This window comes from Meridianimarinicoccus marinus (assembly GCF_040689105.1).
Taxonomy (GTDB): Bacteria; Pseudomonadota; Alphaproteobacteria; order Rhodobacterales; family Rhodobacteraceae; genus Meridianimarinicoccus; species Meridianimarinicoccus marinus.
Window position 1 is genome coordinate 76,569 of the sequence record NZ_JBFBVU010000002.1, and the last position, 19,263, is coordinate 95,831.

Genomic DNA, 19,263 nt, shown 5'->3' on the forward strand with positions numbered 1-19,263 from the left:
CCTACTTGGGCCCGGCAAAATACCAGATGATCAGGCCGATCACCGGCAGGATCGCGACCACCAGCACCCAGATGATCTTTTGCAGGGTCGTGGCACCGGATTGGATGATTTTCACGATCGCGTAGATATCGGCGACCAGGATGACAAGACCGAGAATGGCTTCCATGTGACGTCTCCCTTGGAAATTTCGCGTCCAGTCTAGCGCCACACTGCCGGGCTGTCGCGATCAGATATCAGGCAACGCGCACCATCAGCAGCAGGGCGGCCAGCGCGCAGCCGATGCCCGCGATCTCGCGCCAGGCCACCGGTTCATCAAAGACCATCACGCCGATGGCACAAAGTGCCAGCAGGCTGAACATGGCAAAAGCCACCCCGGCCTGCCCCAGCGATATTTGTTGCACGGCCACAAACCAGAACATCCCCGACAGGACGTACAGCGACAGCCCGGCCAGCCCGGCAGGGGCGTGCAGCGGTTGCCCCTGATCGGCGGCCAGCTTGATCAGCGTGTCTCCGAAGATGACCACAAGCGCGCAGAGCAGCGCGCTGCCATAGCCGATGACGATCTGCATGGTGCCCTCCCGCCTTGGTGCTCGGTAACTGAGGTTAACACGACCCAAGCAACGGGTCAGGGCGGGCATTCCGGAACCCGGACACCGGCGCCGGGCAGCAGTGATGGCGCGCAGAGTTGGCTACCCTCCTAGCTGGGATTGAGCGGCGGCACGGCCTCAGCACCATGGCTGGCGCCTGCAAGACGTCGCTGGCGTTCGGCCTGGAAGGCCGCCGACACCGCCGACCAGTCGCCGCCGCCATCGGGCATATCACCATAGCGGCCTGCTCCGATCCCTGCCAAGGCACTCTCAAGGTCTGGCGCGTCATGCCCCGGACATCTGTCGGACCAGATGGCAAGCGCGCAATGGGTGGCGGAAAGATCCTTCCGCCCGATGGCCTGCCGGACCCCACGCGCCGCATAGCCTTCGCTGGCCTCCCACGCGGTCTTTCTCCTGTCCCGAAGGCGGCGCAACGGCGGCAACGCGTAAAGGCGCAGACCCTGAGCCACAAGCAGCAGCAGGATCACTCCGCCAATCAGCAAGGCGATCTGGCGCGGCGTAAACCGCGCGGCCACCGGCGGGCCGGGCGCGTCCACGTCCAGGGTCACGCCCTCAAGTTGCGCGGTTTCCATCGACCCGGTTTCGGTGTTGAACCAGTTGATCGAGATCGGCGGCAACTCGACACTGCCCCCGTATTGCGCGACATAGCTGACGGTTTCCGTCCGGCTGCCCGACAACACGCCCCGGTCAGAGGTCTCCGCGATGGCCGGATCCTTGGGATAGGCCCGCACGGCTTCGGACTTGACGGGTGGGATCAACGAGGGAATGAACAGCGCCGAGGTGCCCGAGATCTTGGCCGTCACGCTGCGGCTGGCGGCATCGCCTTCGCCCAACGGCCCATCTGCGCCGTCGATGGTCTGTTCCAGCGTCAGGCCGCTGGCGAGGATCAGGGGGTCTAGCCCGGCGGCGTCTTCGGGCACCGTTGCGGTGAAACGGACCGGATCGAGGCTGGCCTCGAACGTCACAGGGGCCGAGGTGTCCGGATCGGCGTAGGTCACGGTGATGGTCTGGGCCGGCAGGCTGACGTCGCCGGGCACCATGGGATAAAGCCGATAGGCACGGCTGACACCCGACCAGGTTTCGCCCCCCACGGAGTCGCTGATCGGCCCCGAGGCGCCTTCGGGCAAGCGCACGATCACATTTGGCACATCCAGCGCCGGGAAGGCGGGCGGATCGGGCAGCCAGGTGGGCACCAGAACCTTGATCCGCAGAACCAGAGGCTGCCCGACGACGGCGGTGTCCGGTGTCAGCTCCGCCGTCACCTGCGGTTGGACGGCCTCGGCGGGTGGAGCGGTCGCGGCCGCGTCGTCCTGTGCAGCAACCGGACCGGGAACGGCGAATATCAGAACCGCTGCAAGCACCCGCCACTGGCGCGATAAACGGGATCGGGGCGCGGCGGTCATTGGGAGCCTCCCGCAGAATTCTCCTGCAAGAAGCGGGTTCGCAGGAAATCGCCCATGTCGGTATCCACCGACCGCATCCATTGCTCGGTGGTCTGGAACTCCGGCGCGGCGTCTTCCTCGGTGAAATCGGTCTGGGTGTCGGCGCCCCGGTTGGCCTCGTTGTCGAAGACCACGTCATCGGCCCCGATACCGGTCTCCTCGCCGGTATCGCTTTCTTCGCGGGCGATCTCGACAAACTCCAGAATGGCGCGCGTCACCGCGAGGTTCCATTCGGCCTCCGGGAAGTCGGGGCGCAGTTGCAGGGCTTTTTCATAGGCCGCGATGGCGGGCCGGTATTCGCGGTTGCGGGTCCGTGCCATGCCCTCGGCGAAGGCCGCCTCGGGCGTGTCCAGCCGCGAATAGAGATCGGCGGCTTGCGGATACTGCCCCGCGCGGAACAATGCCAACCCGCGCCACATCGGGGCCTGGAACAGCCCCGCCGCGTCGGAAAACCGCGTATCGCGGTAGGCCCGCATCCCCTGCTGGTCTGGGGTGAAAAACCAGTCCACCACATCGGCCTGCGCCGGGCCGGGGGCGGTCAGACCGGTGGCAAGCCCGACAACCAATGCCCACCGCATGGTCCAGCCGCGCCGGAACCACAGCAGCAGAAGCGGCATCGCCAGCCATGCCAGCATCCAGCCGCGATCGTCCCAGTCCAACCGCTCGTCCCCCAGCAGGGCGGCGCGATAGGCCGAGGCCGCAGCGCTGTCGATGGCTTTCAGATCCGTGTCATCGGCGGTCAGTTGCACGACCGTCGCGCCGTCCAGTTGATCCAGCGCGCTCCGCGGGCTGCCTTCGGGTGCGGCCACCAGGAACAGGACCGGCGTTTCCCGTGCTTGTACCTCACGGAAGGCAGAAAGATCGGCCTCGCTCAATTCGTCCAGAACGAACAGGATTGCGCCCGGGGTTTCGGATTTCGCCAGTTCCGCGCCCGCCAGCGTCAGCGCCGCGGTGGCATTGTCGCCCTCTTCAGGCATGACTTCGGGCGTGAGCGACTCCAGCATCGAGCGCAGGATATTCGGATCTTCGGTCAACGGGGCGACGCGATGGGCGGTGCCGGAATAGGCGATCAGCGCGGTACGGGCCCCGGCGCGGCGTTCCACCAGATCGAGGATCTTGAACTTGGCCCGGTCCAGTCGGTTGGGCGGCAGATCCGGCGCCTCCATCGAGCGGCTGACTTCCAGCGCCACCACCATCGGCGCGGTCTGGGCCAGCAGCGGGTTGGGCACCCGGCTCCACGTTGGGCCCGCAGCCGCCAGCGTCAGCAACACCAGACAGGCTACGACCCCGTCGATGGGCAGTACCCGCCGCCGCCCGGTGTTGCCGACTGTCAGCGCCTCGGCCAGATGCGGGGCAATCCCGCGCGTGGGGGCGTTTGTCGTCGCCGTCCCGCGCCGGGCGCGCCACCACAGCCCGGCGATGGGCAGCAGAGCCAGAAGCCAGAGCGGGCGCAACAGGTGCAGCGCCGCAAGCGCATCGAGAACCGCATCCATCATGCCGACCTCCGCGATGAGGACAGTTGCAGCGACAGCAGCGACAGCAGCGACAGCGAGGCGATCATCACCGCCAGGGCAAAGGCGATCCATGCCAGCGGACGCTTGGGCTGGAAGTTGACGGTTTCGGTGACGCGCGGGTTCAGACGGTCGATCTCGGCATAGATTTCCTGCAGCCCGGCCCCGTCGGTGGCATAGTAGAAGGCCCCGCCGGCGCGCTGCGCGATGTCGTCCAACGCCTGAAGATCGACCTTGTCTTCGCCCGCGCCTTCGGGATTGCCGACGCCGATGGTAAAGATCCGCACCCCCTGCTGCTGAGCGATCTCGGCGGCATTGACCGGCGACATGCGGCTGGAGGTATCGGCCCCGTCGGACAGCAGCACCAGCAGGCGCTGGTCAACCTCCGAGGTCTCGAAGGTGCGGATCGATAGACCGATGGCATCGCCGATGGCCGTATCCGGCCCGGCCATGCCCACGGTCGTCGTGTCGAGCAATTCACGGACCGAGGCGAGATCCTCGGTAAACGGCGTCTGCACGAAGGCGCGGCTGCCAAAGACGATCAGCGCGATACGGTCGCCGTCGCGTTGCTCGATGAAGTTGCCGACCACATCCTTGACCACCTGCAGGCGCTGCGCCTGCGTACCGTCCGGCCCCTCCATGTCGCGGGCATCCATCGAGCCTGAAATATCCACGGCCAGCACCATGTCGCGCGCTGCTGTTTCCACGGTGATCTTCTGACCCAACTGTTCGGGGCGCGCGAGGCCGAGCACCAGCAGCCCCCAGCACAGGATTGCGGTGATCATCTGGATGCGGGCGCGCCGCAGCACCATCGCACCGGGCTTGGGGTCCAGACCCGCCGCCTCGGTCAACTGCCGGAAGAACGGCATCCGCACCGCCGAGGTCTGGTGGCGATAGCGGGGCGCGAATTGCCACACCAGCCAGGGCAGCGGCAGCAACAGGACTGCCCAGGGGAAGGCGAAGGAATAGCTCATGCCGGGGCCTCCCGGCGATGCGCCTTCAGCCAGTGCCGGGCCAGACCGGTCACGCGCGGATCGGGGGGTTCGTCGCGCCACGGCGCCCGCAGCAGGATCTCCCCCGCATCGCCGGAAAACCCGGCCCCCGGACAGGTTTCGGACAGGAACGCCAGCCAGTCCGGCCCCAGCAGCCCGACCACCTTGCGCCGGGGATAGGCGACCAGTGCCGCGCGGCGCAGGATGTCGGCCACCTTGGCGGGGTCATCCCCGGCGGCATCCAGTTCCTTCAGCGCAGCACGACGATAGGCATTGGCCTGCCAGTGCCGCGCTGCCCGCCACCCCAGCCAGACAAGCGCGGCCAGCACCGCAAGCGACAGCCAGATCCAGCCTTGTGTTGCCGGGATCATCGAGATCGGTTCGGGTTCGGGGATCGGCTTGAGCATGTCGAGCATCTCGACAAGGTTCTTGCCCTCGGTGTCGGGGGGCTGCGCCATCAGCGTCGCCCTCCGGGCAGCCCCATGAGATCCAGCAGTTGCCGCAGGGTTTCACGCCCCGCGCTCAACGGCAGCACCGGGATGCCATAGGTGCGGGTCCAGCCGATCGCGCGGTTGATGCGCGCGCCGAAGGCGTCCTCCACCCGGTGCCTGATGTCCCCGTCCGCGCTGTCCAGTTCCACCTGCAATTGGCCATCCGAGGCGACGACCCGGAAATCGTCGGGCAGACGTGTGGCGGAGGGATCGGTGACCGGGAACAGGATCACGTCGTTGTGCTGGGCCAGCCGCCGCACAAGGCGTTCGGTCTGGTCGTCTACCTCGCCGAAATCCGAGAACACGAGGATCAGGTTGCCCGTCGTGGCAATGCGCGCCGCCGCTTCCAGCGGACGGTTCAGCGGCATCGACACCGGCACGTCAAGGTCGGCGCGCAACCGGCAATTCGCCTCGGACAGGGTCGAAATGAAGCGGTTGAGCGCAAGGTTCGACGCGCGCGGCCGCAACTCGGCGACCTCATCATCCGAGAAGATGACGCCCCCGACCCGGTCGCCCTGCGCCCGGATCCGGGTGGCCGCCAGCGCCGCCGCTTCGGCGGCGGTGACCGATTTCATGTTGAGCTGCGTGCCATAGAACATCGACATGCGCTGATCGACCAGCAACAACGCCGGGCGGTCCCGCTCTTCGGTGTAGACCCGCACGTGCGGCTCGCCGGTGCGGGCGGTGACCTTCCAGTCGATGGTGCGCGGGTCGTCGCCCACCTGATAGTTGCGCAATTCCTCGAAATTCAGCCCCCGGCCCCGCAGCCGCGAGGCATGGCGCCCGTTGAACGCCGATCGTGCCGGTTGGCGCGGCAGGAACGACAGCGCGCGCGCCGATCCCGCCAGCCGGCGCAGATGCGCAAGGTCGGTATGGATACGCGGGTCGGTCTTGCGCGGCACCTCGGGCATGATCCGGCCTCAGGGCAGCGCCACGAGCGACACGATCTCGTCGACCACGGCGTCGGTGGTCTTGCCCTCGCCCTGCGCCTCGAAGGACAGCGCGATCCGGTGGCGGAACACGTCGTGCACGATGGCGCGCACATCCGCCGGATCGACATAGTCGCGCTGCTTCAGCCAGGCATGGGCGCGGGCGCATTTGTCCAGCGCGAGACTGCCACGCGGGCTGGCGCCGATCTCGATCCAGCGCGCCAGATCCTCGGACAAAGCGGCGGGCGTGCGGCTGGCCTGCACCAGGTCGGCCATGTAGCGATCCATCGCCTCGGACACATGGATGCGCCCGATCTCGGCCCGCGCATCGAATACCGCCTGTTGCGGGATGGCGTCCGGTGGGGTGCTTTCTCCCCCGGAAGCCGAAGCCTGCTCCTCGCCACGCACGAGGCGGATGACCTCCACCTCATCCTCGACCGGCGGATACAGCACCTGCACATGCATCAGGAAACGGTCGGTCTGCGCCTCGGGCAGCGGATAGGTGCCTTCCTGTTCGATCGGGTTCTGGGTCGCCATCACGATGAACAGCGGCGGCATCTTGTGGGTGGTGCCGGAGACGGTCACCTGCCGCTCTTCCATCGCTTCCAGCAATGCCGCCTGCACCTTGGCCGGGGCGCGATTGATCTCGTCGGCCAGCACGATGTTGGCGAAGATCGGCCCCTGCTCGAAGCGGAACTGGCTGCCTTCGGGGCCCTGGTGATAGACCTCGGTGCCCGTGACATCCGACGGCAGCAGGTCCGGCGTGAACTGGATGCGCGAGAAATCGGCCTCCAGGTTTGTGGCCATCGCCTTGACCGCGCGGGTCTTTGCCAGACCGGGCAGGCCTTCGATCAGCAGGTTGCCATTGGCCAGAAGCCCGATCACCAACCGTTCGATCACATCCTTCTGGCCGATGATGGACTGCGCCATGCGATCCTGTAGGGCGGAAATCTGTTCTAGCGCGGTCATGGCCAAATCCTGCAATGGTCGTTTCGATGGAACACGGGGCGAAATAGCCCGCCGTGATTGCGTGGCAAATCACGGCGGGCCTGTTCGCAGCATGGACCAACGCCCCGGAACGGTGCAACACCGTGACAGCGCGGACGGTCAGCCGGCCAGGTGCCGCGCCAGACGGTTCTGCCGTTCGATCACGGTCGGCAGATCGATGGTGACGACCTGGCCGTCGCGCACGATCTGGCGGCCTTCCACGAAGGAATGCTTGACCCGCGTCGGACCGGCCAGCAACAGCGCCGCCGGATCCCAACTGCCCGCGCTGTCGATGCCCGAGACATCCCAGACCGCGATATCGGCACGTTTGCCCACAGCGATCTGGCCGCAATCGGGCCGGTTCAGAACCTCGGCACCGCCGCGCGTCGCGATCTCCAGCGCCTCGCGCGCCGACATGGCATCGGCGCCATTGGCCACCCGCTGCAACAGCATGGACTGGCGCGCCTCAAGGATCAGGTTGCCGGTGTCATTGCTGGCCGAGCCATCCACCCCCAGCCCGACCTTCACCCCGGCGTCGCGCATCCGGCGCACCGGTGCGATGCCGCTGCCCAGCCGGCAGTTGGAACAGGGGCAATGGGCGACGCCGGTGCGGCTGCGCGCGAACAGGTCGATTTCCTGCCCGTCCAGCTTGACGCAATGGGCGTGCCAGACGTCGGAGCCGGTCCAGCCCAGATCCTCGGCGTATTGCCCCGGCCGGCAGCCGAATTTCTCCAGCGAATAGGCGATGTCCTCGTCATTCTCGGCCAGATGCGTGTGCAGCATCACGCCCTTGTCGCGCGCCAGAACCGCCGCGTCGCGCATCAGGTCGCGGCTGACCGAGAACGGCGAACAGGGCGCCAGCCCGACCCGCACCATCGCGCCGTCCGAGGCATCGTGGAAGGCGTCGATCACGCGGATGGAGTCCTCAAGGATTGCCGCTTCGCGCTCCACCAGACTGTCGGGGGGCAGGCCGCCGTCGCTTTCACCGATGCTCATCGCCCCGCGTGTCGGATGAAACCGCAGCCCGACCTCACCCGCCGCCGCGATGGTATCGTCCAGCCGCGCGCCGTTGGGATAGAGATACAGGTGATCCGAGGTCAGCGTGCAGCCCGACAGCGCCAGTTCGGCCAGCCCCACCTGCGCCGAAACAAACATCTCTTCCGGCCCGAAGCGCGCCCAGATCGGATAAAGCGTCTGCAGCCAGCCGAACAACAGCGCATCCTGCCCGCCGGGCACTGCCTTGGTCAGCGACTGGTAGAGGTGGTGATGGGTGTTCACCAGACCGGGGGTCACAACGCAGCCGCGCAGGTCGTGGGTTTCGCCGGTCGTTGTCAGCGCACTGCCAATCTCGACGATCACACCGTCGCGGATGCGCACATCGGCCCGCGAAAGCTCGCGGCGGTCGTCGTCCAGCGTCAGGACGGTGTCGGCATTTTTCAGAAGGATCTCGGTCATTCGGGTCCATTCCTCGGCGACCGTCTCATCAGGGGGAATGCCCGGCCGGTGGAAAACGGGTAAGAACCGACCGCTGAAGTGATAGCGAACCGATCCTGCCCGGGTCAACGGATTTGTATGTGACGGGTGTGGGAGCAGACGTGTTCCTCGGGCGGCCCGCCCCCTAAACATGCAAATTACTGTGGGTGGAACAGTCAACGGAACGCCAGCTAGAATTGGACACCATAGAATGGCCCAACGGCTCCTTGGGTTTTGGAAATGATAATCCTAACGTAGTCAGACCGTGTTCTTGTCATTGTGGTTCCGTTACGGCAGCAAACATGAATTTTTGAAATCCCCCATGAAAGCAAATAGAATGTACCTAACTAAGTTCTGCCATACAAAAGACCATCCCAGCAATCGGGGGACCCTTAAACTAGGAACCTTACACAGCTACAGAAATGAAGAATTGGGAGAGATCCATGACCCCGAGGAGGGCATTTGGACTACTCAGCTTGTATTTGATCCCAGCACTCAGTTCTCCAAGTCTTGGCTGAAGGACGTATTGTTTGGTGCTGTCATTCCAAAAATGGGAAACTTTATACAACAACAACAAAAAACCATTGTTTCCTCTCCATTCGACCACCCAGGAAAAATGATCATTGACGTAGAAAAAGTTGTAACTTTAGAGGAAACGCAAACACACGCCAGACTATCCGGTCAGGCAAAAATCACAATTGACTTGGAAAACATACTCATTTTTTGCATGAGTATCGATCTGGATGGGAATATGGACAGTCCATTTAGCTACGACTCAAAGTGGTCACTCCCCAAAAGCAAAGCACCCGCATTTAGCAATCTAATTGGGGGCCTTCTCCCGAGCATACCATTAACATCCTTGGATCTCTCAACACATGATGGCATCCAACTTCATCATACCTCGGGCATCCGAATCGCTGGTAGCTATGGTGAGGTCAGGTACATAGACAAAGAAATCAAAATTCAAGAAGAAGCTGATTTTACTAAAGAAATGATGGAAGAAATATTCAAAAACTGCCACATGACCAAAGACACAAAATTCCAGCCGGAAAATGAGTTTAGATTTTGGTACCGATTCTCACTCGGCTCCAGCATCGTCCCTGTAACGGGCGACTTTTTTCCTATGGTGAACCAACTTGTTGGAATCGGCGGGCGTTAACGTCCCCGCCGCTTCACCACCCCGCCGCGCTGCCCCGGACGGCCGGCGGTGGACCGGCCCTTGCGCTTCATCGCGCTTTCGGCGGCGGCTTCGACGGCGCTTTGCCGGGCCAAAGGATCGTCGGCGATGGCCAGATCGACCGCTTCCAGCCGCTTGATCTCGTCGCGCAGGCGCGCAGCTTCCTCGAATTCCAGGTTCTCGGCGGCCTTGCGCATCTCGTCGCGCAGCCCGTCCAGATGGGCCTGCAGGTTGGCACCGACCAGCGGCTTGTCCACGGTCGCCGTGACCCGCGCCATATCGGTGTCGCCCTTGTAAAGCCCGGCCAGAACATCCTCGACGTTCTTCTTCACCGTCTCGGGCGTGATCCCGTGTTCCTCGTTATAGGCGATCTGCTTGGCGCGGCGGCGGTCGGTCTCGCCGATGGCCCGCTCCATCGAGCCGGTGACCCGGTCGGCATACATGATGACCTTGCCCTCGGCGTTCCGCGCGGCCCGTCCGATGGTCTGGATCAGCGAGGTTTCCGAGCGCAGGAAACCTTCCTTGTCGGCGTCCAGAATTGCCACCAACCCGCATTCGGGAATATCCAAGCCCTCGCGCAGCAAGTTGATGCCCACCAGCACGTCGAAGGCGCCCAGCCGCAGGTCGCGCAGGATCTCGATCCGTTCGATGGTGTCGATGTCCGAATGCATGTACCGCACCCGGATGCCCTGTTCGTGCAGGTATTCGGTCAGATCCTCGGCCATGCGCTTGGTCAGAACCGTGGCCAGCACGCGCTGGCCCAACTCGGCCACGCGCCGGATCTCGTCCAGCAGATCATCGACCTGGGTCTTGACCGGGCGGATCTCGACCTGCGGGTCCAGAAGGCCGGTGGGGCGGATCACCTGTTCGGTGAAGACACCGCCGGATTGCTCCAGCTCCCAGCCCGCCGGGGTGGCCGAGACGAAAACCGATTGCGGGCGCATGGCATCCCATTCCTCGAACTTCAGGGGGCGGTTGTCCATGCAGGACGGCAGCCGGAAGCCGTGTTCGGCCAGCGTGAACTTGCGGCGGTAGTCGCCCTTGTACATGCCGCCGATCTGCGGCACCGAGACATGGCTTTCGTCGGCAAAGACAATGGCGTTGTCGGGAATGAACTCGAACAGCGTGGGCGGCGGTTCGCCCGGGGCCCGGCCGGTCAGGTAGCGCGAATAGTTCTCGATCCCGTTGCAGACGCCGGTGGCTTCCAGCATCTCAAGATCGAAATTGGTGCGCTGCTCCAGCCGCTGGGCCTCCAGCAGCTTGCCCTCGGCCACCAGTTGATCCAGCCGGATGCGCAGCTCGGCCTTGATGCCGATGATCGCCTGTTTCATCGTCGGCTTCGGCGTGACGTAATGCGAATTGGCGTAGATGCGGATTTTCTCGAAGGTGTCGGTCTTTTCGCCGGTCAGCGGATCGAACTCGGTGATCGCCTCCAGTTCCTCGCCAAAGAAGGACAGCCGCCAGGCCCGGTCCTCCAGGTGCGCCGGCCAGATTTCCACCACATCGCCGCGCACCCGGAAACTGCCGCGCTGGAAGCCTGCGTCGTTGCGGCGGTACTGCTGGGCCACCAGATCGGCCATCACCTTGCGCTGGTCGTAGTCATTGCCGGTGTGCAGATCGACCGACATCGCCGAATAGGTCTCGACCGAGCCGATGCCGTAGATGCAGGACACCGAGGCCACGATGATCACATCATCGCGTTCCAGCAGCGCGCGGGTGGCCGAGTGGCGCATCCGGTCGATCTGTTCGTTGATCTGCGATTCCTTCTCGATGTAGGTGTCGCTGCGCGGAACATAGGCTTCGGGCTGGTAGTAGTCATAGTAGCTGACGAAGTATTCCACCGCGTTGTCGGGGAAGAAGCCCTTGAACTCGCCGTACAATTGCGCCGCCAGCGTCTTGTTCGGCGCCAGGATGATGGCGGGCCGCTGGGTTTCCTCGATCACCTTGGCCATGGTGAAGGTCTTGCCGGTGCCAGTGGCCCCCAGAAGCACCTGGTTCTGCTCCCCCTCGCGCACCCCTTGGGTCAGTTCCTTGATGGCCGTGGGCTGATCGCCGGCCGGCGAGAACTCGGTCTGCAGGATGAACCGCCGCCCGCCTTCCAGCTTTTCACGGCCGCCGGTGCGATCCACGGTGGGCGACTTGTCGGAATGGGCATAGGGCATGGCGAGTCTCGCTGACGGCTGCAACCTTGGAAACTTAGGGCCCAGCACCGGGTTGTGCCAGTGCCGGTATCGACCCCTCCTGACAGGAGGGTGTCAGGAGGGAACGCCCCTGTTTCTCGGCAGGCAGGGATATTTCCCTTCAGTCACCATTGATTCTTGAGAGAATCAATTGAAACCGATAGTGTCCCGTGATTGAAGACGAACGCTGGTCGCCGCCTCTCTGTAACTCCGACACCTACGCGTGCGGCGACCGGCTTTCTTCCCTTTCCCGTCAACAGCGCCGCTTTGCCGCTTCCCGCCCGCGCCCCGATCGTGGTATCGCACGTCAAAACACGGAGGCTGACATGCGCGCACGCATCTATCGTCCTGCCAAGACGGCAATGTCATCGGGAACCGCCAAGACCCACGACTGGGTTCTTGAATTCGCGGCTGCGTCGCAGCGCGAGGTCGATCCGCTGATGGGCTGGACCAGCAGCAGCGACACCCAAAGCCAGGTGCGGCTGCGGTTTGCCACCAAGGAAGCCGCCCGGAAATACGCGCAGGATCACGGCATCGACGCCGAGGTGAGCGAACCCAAGACCCGCAAGCCGAACATCCGCCCGCGCGGCTATGGCGAAAACTTCGTGCCGGATCGCCGGGGCGCCTGGACCCACTGAATCAGTCCCGACCCTGCCGGGCGCCGGTCACACGCGCCCGGATCCCCAGCTTTGCACCAGTTTCCGCGCGGCGATGAATTGCGCGAGCAGCCCGCTATGATCGGCCTGCGGCGTCAGGATGGTCTCCGGCGCGGCCACCAATACATCCCCGCCTGAGGCGCGCGCCGCCAGCCGCGCCACGCCCAGCGCCGTGCGCTCGGGAACTTCAGACAGGCGCAGGGACTTCCTTGTCACATCGGCCAGAAACTGGCAAAAGCCGCGATTTCGGGCCATGCCGCCATCGACGCCGATGGGGCTGGCGATGGGGCCATGACGTTCGAACTCCTGCAGGATCTCGGCCATGCGCAGGGCAACCCCTTCGAACACTGCCCGCACCATGTCATGTGGGCGGGTGTCCAGCGTCAGCCCCAGCCAGCCGCCCTTGGCCGCCTCATCCCAATGCGGACAGCCCAGCCCGGACAGCGACGGCACGAACACCAGACCACGCGCCAGCATCGGCGGGCCTTCGAGGTCGGCCAGGTCCGAGAAATCGTGGAACAGCCCCAGATCGCGGACCCAGTTCAGCGCACTTGAGGCGGTGAATATCCCCCCGTCCAGCGCGTATTGCATCGGCTGCCCCGCTTCGCGCCAGGCCACGGTGGGCAGGGCGGCAGTTGTGCTGGCGGGCGGCGTGTCGCCCAGAAGGGTCAGCGCAAAGGCGCCGGTGCCGAAGGTGATCTTGGTGTCGCCGGCCTGGTCCACCCCGTGGCCGAACAGGGCCGCCTGCTGATCGACGATGGCGCTTTGGCAGGCCAACCCCTCCGCCTGCCCCAGTTCGCCGTTGCAATCGGTGATGGCGGGCAGACTGCTTTCCGGCACCCCGAACAGCGCGCAAAGTTTTACATCCCACGTGCCGCTGTGCAGGTTCATCAGCGAGGTACGCGAGGCCGTGGCCACATCGGTTTCGAAGCGGCCGGTCAGAACATCGCGGAAGTAGGCATCGCTGGTGCCAAGCCGCAAACGCCCGACATCCCGCAGCCTGCGCGCCTCGGGCAGATGTGCGAGGCACCAAGCCAGCTTGGTGGCCGAGAAATAGGGCGACAGCTGCAGCCCGGCGCGCTCCCGCACCAAGGCCGCGTGCCCCGCCGCCTTCAGCGCGGCGCAACGATCGGCCGTGCGGGTGTCCTGCCAGACGATGATCGGGCCGAGCGGTAACTTGGTTTCCGCGTCCCACGCCAGACAGCTTTCGCCCTGATTGCCCAGCCCGAAGACCGTCGCCCCGGCCGCCTTTCCCGCCTGTAGGGCAGCGCGGATATTGTCGACGATCTCGCCCGCGTCATGTTCCACCCACCCCGATCTCGGATAGAGTTGCCGGTGGTCGCGGGAAAAGACCTTTTCGGACGTGCCATCCGGGCGGAACAGGAAGGCGGTGGTCGAGGTCGTGCTCTGGTCGATGGCAAGAACGGTCATAGCGCCTCCGGGGTCGGGTGCAGCGGCACGGTGATGCGGCGTTCGGGACGCGAGGCGATCCAGTGGCTCTGGCCCTGCACCCGCACCTGTCCCGAAAACGGCTGGCGCAGACGCATCTGCACGCGGTCGAAGGCGGGCACGGCCTGCGTTGCCGGGGCGCAGATCTCCTGCGGCAGGGCGTAGGCCAGCGCATCGCCCTGCCTTACCCCGGTCACGGCAAGCGGCGTGGCGGCATCGCGCGGCGGCAGGGAACCGTTCAGCGCGGCGGCCATGCAGCGCGCCACCCTGCGGCCCTCGTCCCAGCACCAGCCCGCAGTTTCGATGGGATGCAGCACATTGCCCGCCGAGAAATAGGCGGGATCGGTCACGCGTCCGTATTGATCGACGCGCGGCCCAAGGCTGCCGGGATCCAGCGCCAGACCGGCGGCACGCAGAAGGGCGTTTTCGGGCCGGAAGCCGCCGGTCACCACCACCCCGTCACAAGCGATGTCGCGCGACGTGTCGTTGGTCTCCACGGTGATGCCGTTCACCTGTGCGCGCCCGTGGATCGCGGTGATCCGCGTGTTCAGCAACAGCGGCACGCGCATCGCACGCGGGGCCATGGCCATGACGCCCCGCGCGGTGATCTCCGGACCCGGCTCCAGCATCGCCACCGGGCGCGCGTCAACGGTCCGGCAGGTCAGCAGCGCGGAGAAGGAGACCAGTTCGGAGCCAAGGATGACAGGATTGTGGAACGGGCGGTGCTTCGAGAAAGCCGCGAAGCTTTGCAGGGTGGCGGTGTTCATCACGCCGCCGGGCTTGGTGCCGCCGATCAGGCGCGCGGCGCGGGGGGATTCGCGGGCGCCAAGGGCCAGCAGAACCACCCGCCCCCGGATCCGGCGCGGGCCGTCTGGTGTGCTGACGTCTACTTCGCCGCCGGGATGCAGCGCGGTGACGGTGGTCTGACAGCGGATCTCGGCACCCGCGCCTTCGGCCTCCCGCACCAGACGTTTGGCATAGGCGGGGCCGAACATGAGCCGTTTCCACTCGCGCAGGCCATAGGGCGAATGCAGGCAGTGGCGCGGGATGCCGCCGGGGGTGGCTTCGCGCTCCAAAACGACCACCCGGCCGACACCCAATCGGCGCAATTCGGCGGCCGCCGACAAGCCCGCCGGACCGGCCCCGACGATCAGGGCATCGACGATTTCGGGAAGATTGCTCATGCGTCGGTGCCTTCGGCCAAAAGATCCTGCACCGCCTGCCCGCAATAGAAGCCCTGGCAGCGGCCCATGGTGGCGCGGGTGCGGCGCTTCAGACCGGCCAGCGTGTTGGGCGCCAACGGATCGGCCAGTGAAGCGCGCGCCTCGCGCCATGTGACCCGCTCGCAGTGACACAACATGCCGTCATTGCCCGGCGCTTGCCAGTCGCGCGATCCATCCTCGGCCAGCATCGCCATGCGCGGCACATGCGGTGCGGGCAGAGGCGCGGGCGTGTGCCCCTGCCCCTGCAACAGCCGCGCCACATGCGCCGCCGTGCCCAGGGCCGAACTCAACCCGGTCGAACGGATCGCCCCGACCGTGACCATGTTGCGCCCGGCATGGGCGCGGATCTGATAGTCCTTGTGTTCGCTGGCGGGACGCAGGCCGGCGTAGATACTTGTCACTTCCTCTTGCGCCAGCGCTGGCAGGATCTCGGCCCCCTTGGCGTGCAGCATGTGCAGGGTCTCGGTCTCCAGACAGGCGGTGTCGCGGTCGTCCTGGTCCTCGGCGGTGGGACCGACCAGCAGGTTGCCCCAGACCGTGCGGCAGACAACGATGCCCTTGGTGGTGGCGGTGGGCACCGGCAGCAGGATGTGCCGTGCAAGCCCGGCGGCCATCTTGTCGAAGACCACGAATTGCCCCTTGCGCGGGCGGATGGTGAACTGCGTCTGCCCTAGCAGCGCCGCGTCGATCCGGTCGCCGTAAAGGCCCGCGGCATTGACCACATGGCCTGCCTGCAGCGACCCCTGCGTGGTGTCCAGCGTCCAGATTGCCCCGTCGAACGACCCGCCCGAGACCGCGCAATTCCGCTTCAGGGTCGCGCCGTTAAGCAAGGCTTGCAGCAGATAGGCATGGGGCGCCGACCACGGATCGATCAGGCTTTCGCGCGGCACCCTGAACGCGGCGCGCACGTTCGGGTTCAGGTTCGGCTCCAGCGCCAGGGTTTCGGTCCCAGTCAGGGGGGCCACGTCATCGACCCCATTGGCGCGGGCCTGCTCCATCAGCTCGGGCAGACGGGCCTCCTGCTCGGCGCTCCACGCCAGCACCAGCGCGCCGCAGCGATCCAGCGGCAGGTTGAATTGCGCATGCAGCGTCTCGTATTCGCGATAGCCCTCCTGCACGCAGGCCAGTTCCAGCGAGTTCTTGGGGGCGTCGAAGCCGGTGTGCAGGATCGCGCTGTTGGCCTTCGACGCGCCGTCCAGAATGTCGGCGGCTTTTTCCAAAACCACCACCCGCGCTCCTTCCAGCGTCAGACGGCGGGCAATTGCGCAGCCGATGACCCCGGCACCGATCACCGCGATGTCATAGGTCTGGGCAGTCTGGGTCATGGGCAAGGGGTTCCGATTCCTGAACGCGCGCTGCCACCTTTCTGACCACGGATGACCGACCAGTCAATCCGGGCCAGAAAATCTGACTGTTCGGGCACAAATCAATTGACAGCAGCGCTCAAGGCTTGTGCAAATGGGCGGCACGGGGGGTTGATGCGCGAATGTCGGCGATGAAGAGCACACAGCGCCAGGATCGGATGGCGGCCTTCGTGGCCCACGAGGGCGAGGTCACCGTCGACACCCTTGCCGTGCGCTTTGACGTGTCGGTGGAAACCGTGCGCCGCGATCTGGCCAAGCTGGAAAATCAGGGCCGGTTGCGCAAGTTTCACGGCGGCGCCCGCCCGGTGCCGACGCAGCAACGGCTGCATGTGGAAGCCTCGTTCGAGGCCCGCATGAACGAAGAACGCGCGGCCAAACAGGCCATCGCCGCCAAGCTGACCCAGATCGTGCATCCCGGCGACACGCTGTTTCTTGACACCGGCTCGACCACGCTGGTGGCCTGTTCGGTGCTGGCCGAACTGCGCGGGCTGACCGTCATCACCAATTCCGTGGCCGCCGCGGACAAGCTGACCCTCGGCGGCCAGGGCCAGGTCTATCTGCTGGGCGGCGCCTATGCCCGCGGCAACAGCCAGACCGTCGGCCCGATGGTTCTGGAACAGATTGGCCGGTTCCGCGCCGATCACGCGGTGCTGACCCCGACCGGGCTGGATGCCGAGGCCGGTGTTACGGACGCCAACGCGGATGAGGCCGAAATTGCCCGCGCGATGATCAATTCCGCCCAAAGCGTCACATTCTTGACCGTTCCGTCAAAATTCGGCCGCAAGGCCGCCTTTCACGTTTGCGGGCTGGGTCAGATTCAGACCGTTCTCGCTGCGGGACCACCCGACGACACCCATCTCAAGGCCCTGGGCACTGCCGGCGTGGCGATCCCCTGAGGCGGACGAACAGGAAGAAACGAAGGACAGCATGCCGAAAGCACTGCAAATCTACGTCAGGACCATCGATCGGATATCGGACTATATCGGCATCGTGGCGATGTACCTGATCTTCGCCATGATCGGCATTCTGCTGATGGATGCGATCACCCGCAATGTTCTGGAAATTCCCGTGCACTGGGGCATCGAGGCGGCACAGTTCACGCTGGCGGCCTATTACTTCATGGGCGGGGCCAAGACCATGAAGGACGGCGACCATGTGCGCATGGACCTGCTGTACGATCGCCTGTCCGAGCGTGGCAAGCATCGGCTGGATGCGATCACCACCGCCTGCCTGCTGTTCTATCTGGTGGTGCTGTTCATCGGCTCGATCTCCTCGCTGGAGTACGCCATCCAGACCGACGAGCGGCGGTTCTCCATGTGGAACCCGTCGATGATCCCGATCAAGTCGCTGATGGTGGGCTGTATCGCCCTGATGATCCTGCAAACCGTGTCCGAATTCGTCAAACACATCGCCGCCCTGCGCGGGGAGGTTCTTCATGAGTCCTGAACTCATCGCGATGACGATGTTCGGAACCACCATGATACTGCTTCTGACCGGCCAGCGGGTGTTCGGCGCCATCGGCTGCGTCGGCGCGGGCATGGTGCTGATGCTGTACGGCACCGGCGGGGTCGAGATCCCCTTCTCGGCCGCCTTCAAGCTGTTCAACTGGTTCCCGATGCTGACGCTGCCCCTGTTCATCTACATGGGCTACGTGCTGTCCGAAGCGGGCATCGCCGAAGACCTGTACAAGATGCTGCACGTCTGGTTCGGGCGGGTCAGCGGCGGGCTGGCCATCGGCACGATCTTCCTGATGGTCATCATTTCCGCCATGAACGGGCTGTCGGTGGCGGGCATGGCCATCGGCGCCACCATCGCCCTACCCGAAATGCTGCGGCGAGGCTATGACAAGGTGCTGATTACCGGCGTGGTGCAGGGCGGCTCGTCGTTGGGTATCCTGGTGCCGCCGTCCGTGGTGATGGTGCTGTTTGGCATGATCGCACGCCAGCCGGTGTCGCAACTGTGGCTGGCAGGCGTGTTTCCGGGCCTGCTGATGGCCACCTTTTTCGTGATCTACGTGGTGATCCGCACCAGGATCAATCCCGACCTCGCCCCCGTGGTGTCGGACGAGGAGTTGAACATGCCCATGCGCGAGAAGCTGAAACTGCTGCGCGCCGGCATTATCCCCTTCCTGATCTTCTTTGCCATGACCGGCCTGTTCATCATGGGCATTACCTCGCTGGTGGAAAGCTCGGCGGTGGGGGCCACGGCGGCGACGCTGGCGGCCATTGCCAAGGGGCGGTTCTCGTTGCGGATGATGCATGACACGGCGCGCAAGACGCTGGGCGTGTCCTGCATGTTCCTGTGGCTGATCCTTGCGGCCCTGGCCTTCGGCGCCGTGTTCGACGGCATTGGTGCTGTGCGCGCCATCGAAAGCCTGTTCATCACCCGCTGGGAACTGACCCCCTGGCAGGTCATCATCATGATGCAGCTGTCGTTCATCGTGATGGGGATGTTCCTGGACGACACCGCAATGCTGGTCATCGTGGCACCGCTGTATGTGCCGCTGGTCAAGACCCTGGACCTGGGCTTCGACAACCAGCTGATCTGGTTCGGCGTGCTTTACACCATGACCTGCCAGATCGCCTATATCACGCCGCCCTTCGGCTATAACCTGTTCCTGATGCGCTCGATGGCGCCCAAGGACATCACCCTTCCCGACATTTACCGCTCGATCTGGCCGTTCGTCCTGATGATGACGTTCACCATCGTGCTGGTAATGGTGTTCCCGCAGATCGCGCTTTGGCTGCCCGAGGCTGTGCGGAACTGATCACCTGAGAAAAT

Annotated in this window: 18 protein-coding genes; 5 read left to right on the forward strand and 13 right to left on the reverse strand. The window is 64.9% G+C overall.

What is annotated here, in order from left to right; genetic code table 11:
• Position 1 precedes the first annotated feature (1 nt).
• From AB0T83_RS02400 to AB0T83_RS02440, 9 genes are all read right to left on the reverse strand, one after another.
• Positions 2 to 166: a PLDc N-terminal domain-containing protein gene (locus AB0T83_RS02400; RefSeq protein WP_366191226.1), complete on the reverse strand. Its 165-nt coding sequence runs from the start codon at positions 164 to 166 to the stop codon at positions 2 to 4.
• Positions 167 to 233: 67 nt separating this feature from the next.
• Entirely contained in the window at positions 234 to 569 is a 336-nt protein-coding gene (locus AB0T83_RS02405) for a hypothetical protein (protein WP_366191227.1), read from the reverse strand.
• Between the two features lie 128 nt (positions 570 to 697).
• Complete coding sequence (locus AB0T83_RS02410; protein ID WP_366191229.1) at positions 698 to 2,011, reverse strand: hypothetical protein; 1,314 nt, start codon at positions 2,009 to 2,011, stop codon at positions 698 to 700.
• A complete protein-coding gene (locus tag AB0T83_RS02415) occupies positions 2,008 to 3,546 on the reverse strand; it encodes a VWA domain-containing protein (protein ID WP_366191230.1) in 1,539 nt (512 codons plus the stop codon). The genes AB0T83_RS02410 and AB0T83_RS02415 overlap by 4 nt, the downstream gene beginning before the upstream one ends.
• Positions 3,543 to 4,535, reverse strand: a complete 993-nt coding sequence (locus AB0T83_RS02420; protein WP_366191232.1) for a VWA domain-containing protein — start codon at positions 4,533 to 4,535, stop codon at positions 3,543 to 3,545. The genes AB0T83_RS02415 and AB0T83_RS02420 overlap by 4 nt, the downstream gene beginning before the upstream one ends.
• Positions 4,532 to 5,011, reverse strand: coding sequence for a DUF4381 domain-containing protein (locus AB0T83_RS02425; RefSeq protein WP_366191233.1), 480 nt, complete (start codon positions 5,009 to 5,011; stop codon positions 4,532 to 4,534). Before AB0T83_RS02425 ends, AB0T83_RS02420 begins: the two co-directional genes overlap by 4 nt.
• Complete coding sequence (locus AB0T83_RS02430) at positions 5,011 to 5,955, reverse strand: DUF58 domain-containing protein (protein ID WP_366191235.1); 945 nt, start codon at positions 5,953 to 5,955, stop codon at positions 5,011 to 5,013. Before AB0T83_RS02430 ends, AB0T83_RS02425 begins: the two co-directional genes overlap by 1 nt.
• 9 nt (positions 5,956 to 5,964) lie before the next feature.
• Positions 5,965 to 6,942, reverse strand: a complete 978-nt coding sequence (locus AB0T83_RS02435) for an AAA family ATPase (RefSeq protein WP_366191237.1) — start codon at positions 6,940 to 6,942, stop codon at positions 5,965 to 5,967.
• A gap of 138 nt (positions 6,943 to 7,080) precedes the next feature.
• Positions 7,081 to 8,415, reverse strand: coding sequence for an 8-oxoguanine deaminase (locus tag AB0T83_RS02440; protein WP_366191238.1), 1,335 nt, complete (start codon positions 8,413 to 8,415; stop codon positions 7,081 to 7,083).
• Positions 8,416 to 8,755: 340 nt separating this feature from the next.
• On the opposite strand from AB0T83_RS02440, the gene AB0T83_RS02445 reads away from it, so the two are divergent.
• On the forward strand, positions 8,756 to 9,592 hold the full coding sequence (locus AB0T83_RS02445; RefSeq protein WP_366191240.1) for a hypothetical protein: 837 nt from the start codon (positions 8,756 to 8,758) through the stop codon (positions 9,590 to 9,592).
• On the opposite strand, the gene uvrB is transcribed toward AB0T83_RS02445, so the two are convergent.
• A complete protein-coding gene (uvrB, locus tag AB0T83_RS02450) occupies positions 9,589 to 11,772 on the reverse strand; it encodes an excinuclease ABC subunit UvrB (RefSeq protein WP_366191242.1) in 2,184 nt (727 codons plus the stop codon). The genes AB0T83_RS02445 and uvrB overlap by 4 nt on opposite strands.
• 344 nt (positions 11,773 to 12,116) lie before the next feature.
• Between uvrB and AB0T83_RS02455 the strand changes: the two genes are divergently transcribed.
• Positions 12,117 to 12,428 carry an ETC complex I subunit gene (locus tag AB0T83_RS02455; protein ID WP_366191244.1) on the forward strand — a complete coding sequence of 104 codons (312 nt, stop codon included), beginning with the start codon at positions 12,117 to 12,119 and terminating at the stop codon, positions 12,426 to 12,428.
• Positions 12,429 to 12,455: 27 nt separating this feature from the next.
• Here the strand turns inward: AB0T83_RS02455 and AB0T83_RS02460 are convergent, their stop codons facing one another.
• Genes AB0T83_RS02460 through AB0T83_RS02470 form a run of 3 tightly spaced genes read right to left on the reverse strand, consistent with a single transcriptional unit; the run spans position 12,456 to position 16,443 of the window.
• Positions 12,456 to 13,877, reverse strand: coding sequence for an FGGY family carbohydrate kinase (locus AB0T83_RS02460; protein WP_366191246.1), 1,422 nt, complete (start codon positions 13,875 to 13,877; stop codon positions 12,456 to 12,458).
• On the reverse strand, positions 13,874 to 15,079 hold the full coding sequence (locus AB0T83_RS02465; protein WP_366191248.1) for an NAD(P)/FAD-dependent oxidoreductase: 1,206 nt from the start codon (positions 15,077 to 15,079) through the stop codon (positions 13,874 to 13,876). Before AB0T83_RS02465 ends, AB0T83_RS02460 begins: the two co-directional genes overlap by 4 nt.
• Positions 15,076 to 16,443 carry an NAD(P)/FAD-dependent oxidoreductase gene (locus AB0T83_RS02470; RefSeq protein WP_366191250.1) on the reverse strand — a complete coding sequence of 456 codons (1,368 nt, stop codon included), beginning with the start codon at positions 16,441 to 16,443 and terminating at the stop codon, positions 15,076 to 15,078. The genes AB0T83_RS02465 and AB0T83_RS02470 overlap by 4 nt, the downstream gene beginning before the upstream one ends.
• Positions 16,444 to 16,613: 170 nt before the next feature.
• On the opposite strand from AB0T83_RS02470, the gene AB0T83_RS02475 reads away from it, so the two are divergent.
• The 3 genes from AB0T83_RS02475 to AB0T83_RS02485 are packed head-to-tail and all read left to right on the forward strand — an operon-like array spanning position 16,614 to position 19,249.
• Complete coding sequence (locus AB0T83_RS02475) at positions 16,614 to 17,378, forward strand: DeoR/GlpR family DNA-binding transcription regulator (protein ID WP_366191251.1); 765 nt, start codon at positions 16,614 to 16,616, stop codon at positions 17,376 to 17,378.
• Between the two features lie 31 nt (positions 17,379 to 17,409).
• A complete protein-coding gene (locus AB0T83_RS02480) occupies positions 17,410 to 17,928 on the forward strand; it encodes a TRAP transporter small permease subunit (RefSeq protein ID WP_366191253.1) in 519 nt (172 codons plus the stop codon).
• The gene (locus AB0T83_RS02485; RefSeq protein WP_366191254.1) at positions 17,918 to 19,249 is read left to right on the forward strand and encodes a TRAP transporter large permease; all 1,332 of its coding nucleotides are present in this window, start codon (positions 17,918 to 17,920) and stop codon (positions 19,247 to 19,249) included. The genes AB0T83_RS02480 and AB0T83_RS02485 overlap by 11 nt, the downstream gene beginning before the upstream one ends.
• Positions 19,250 to 19,263: the final 14 nt, after the last annotated feature.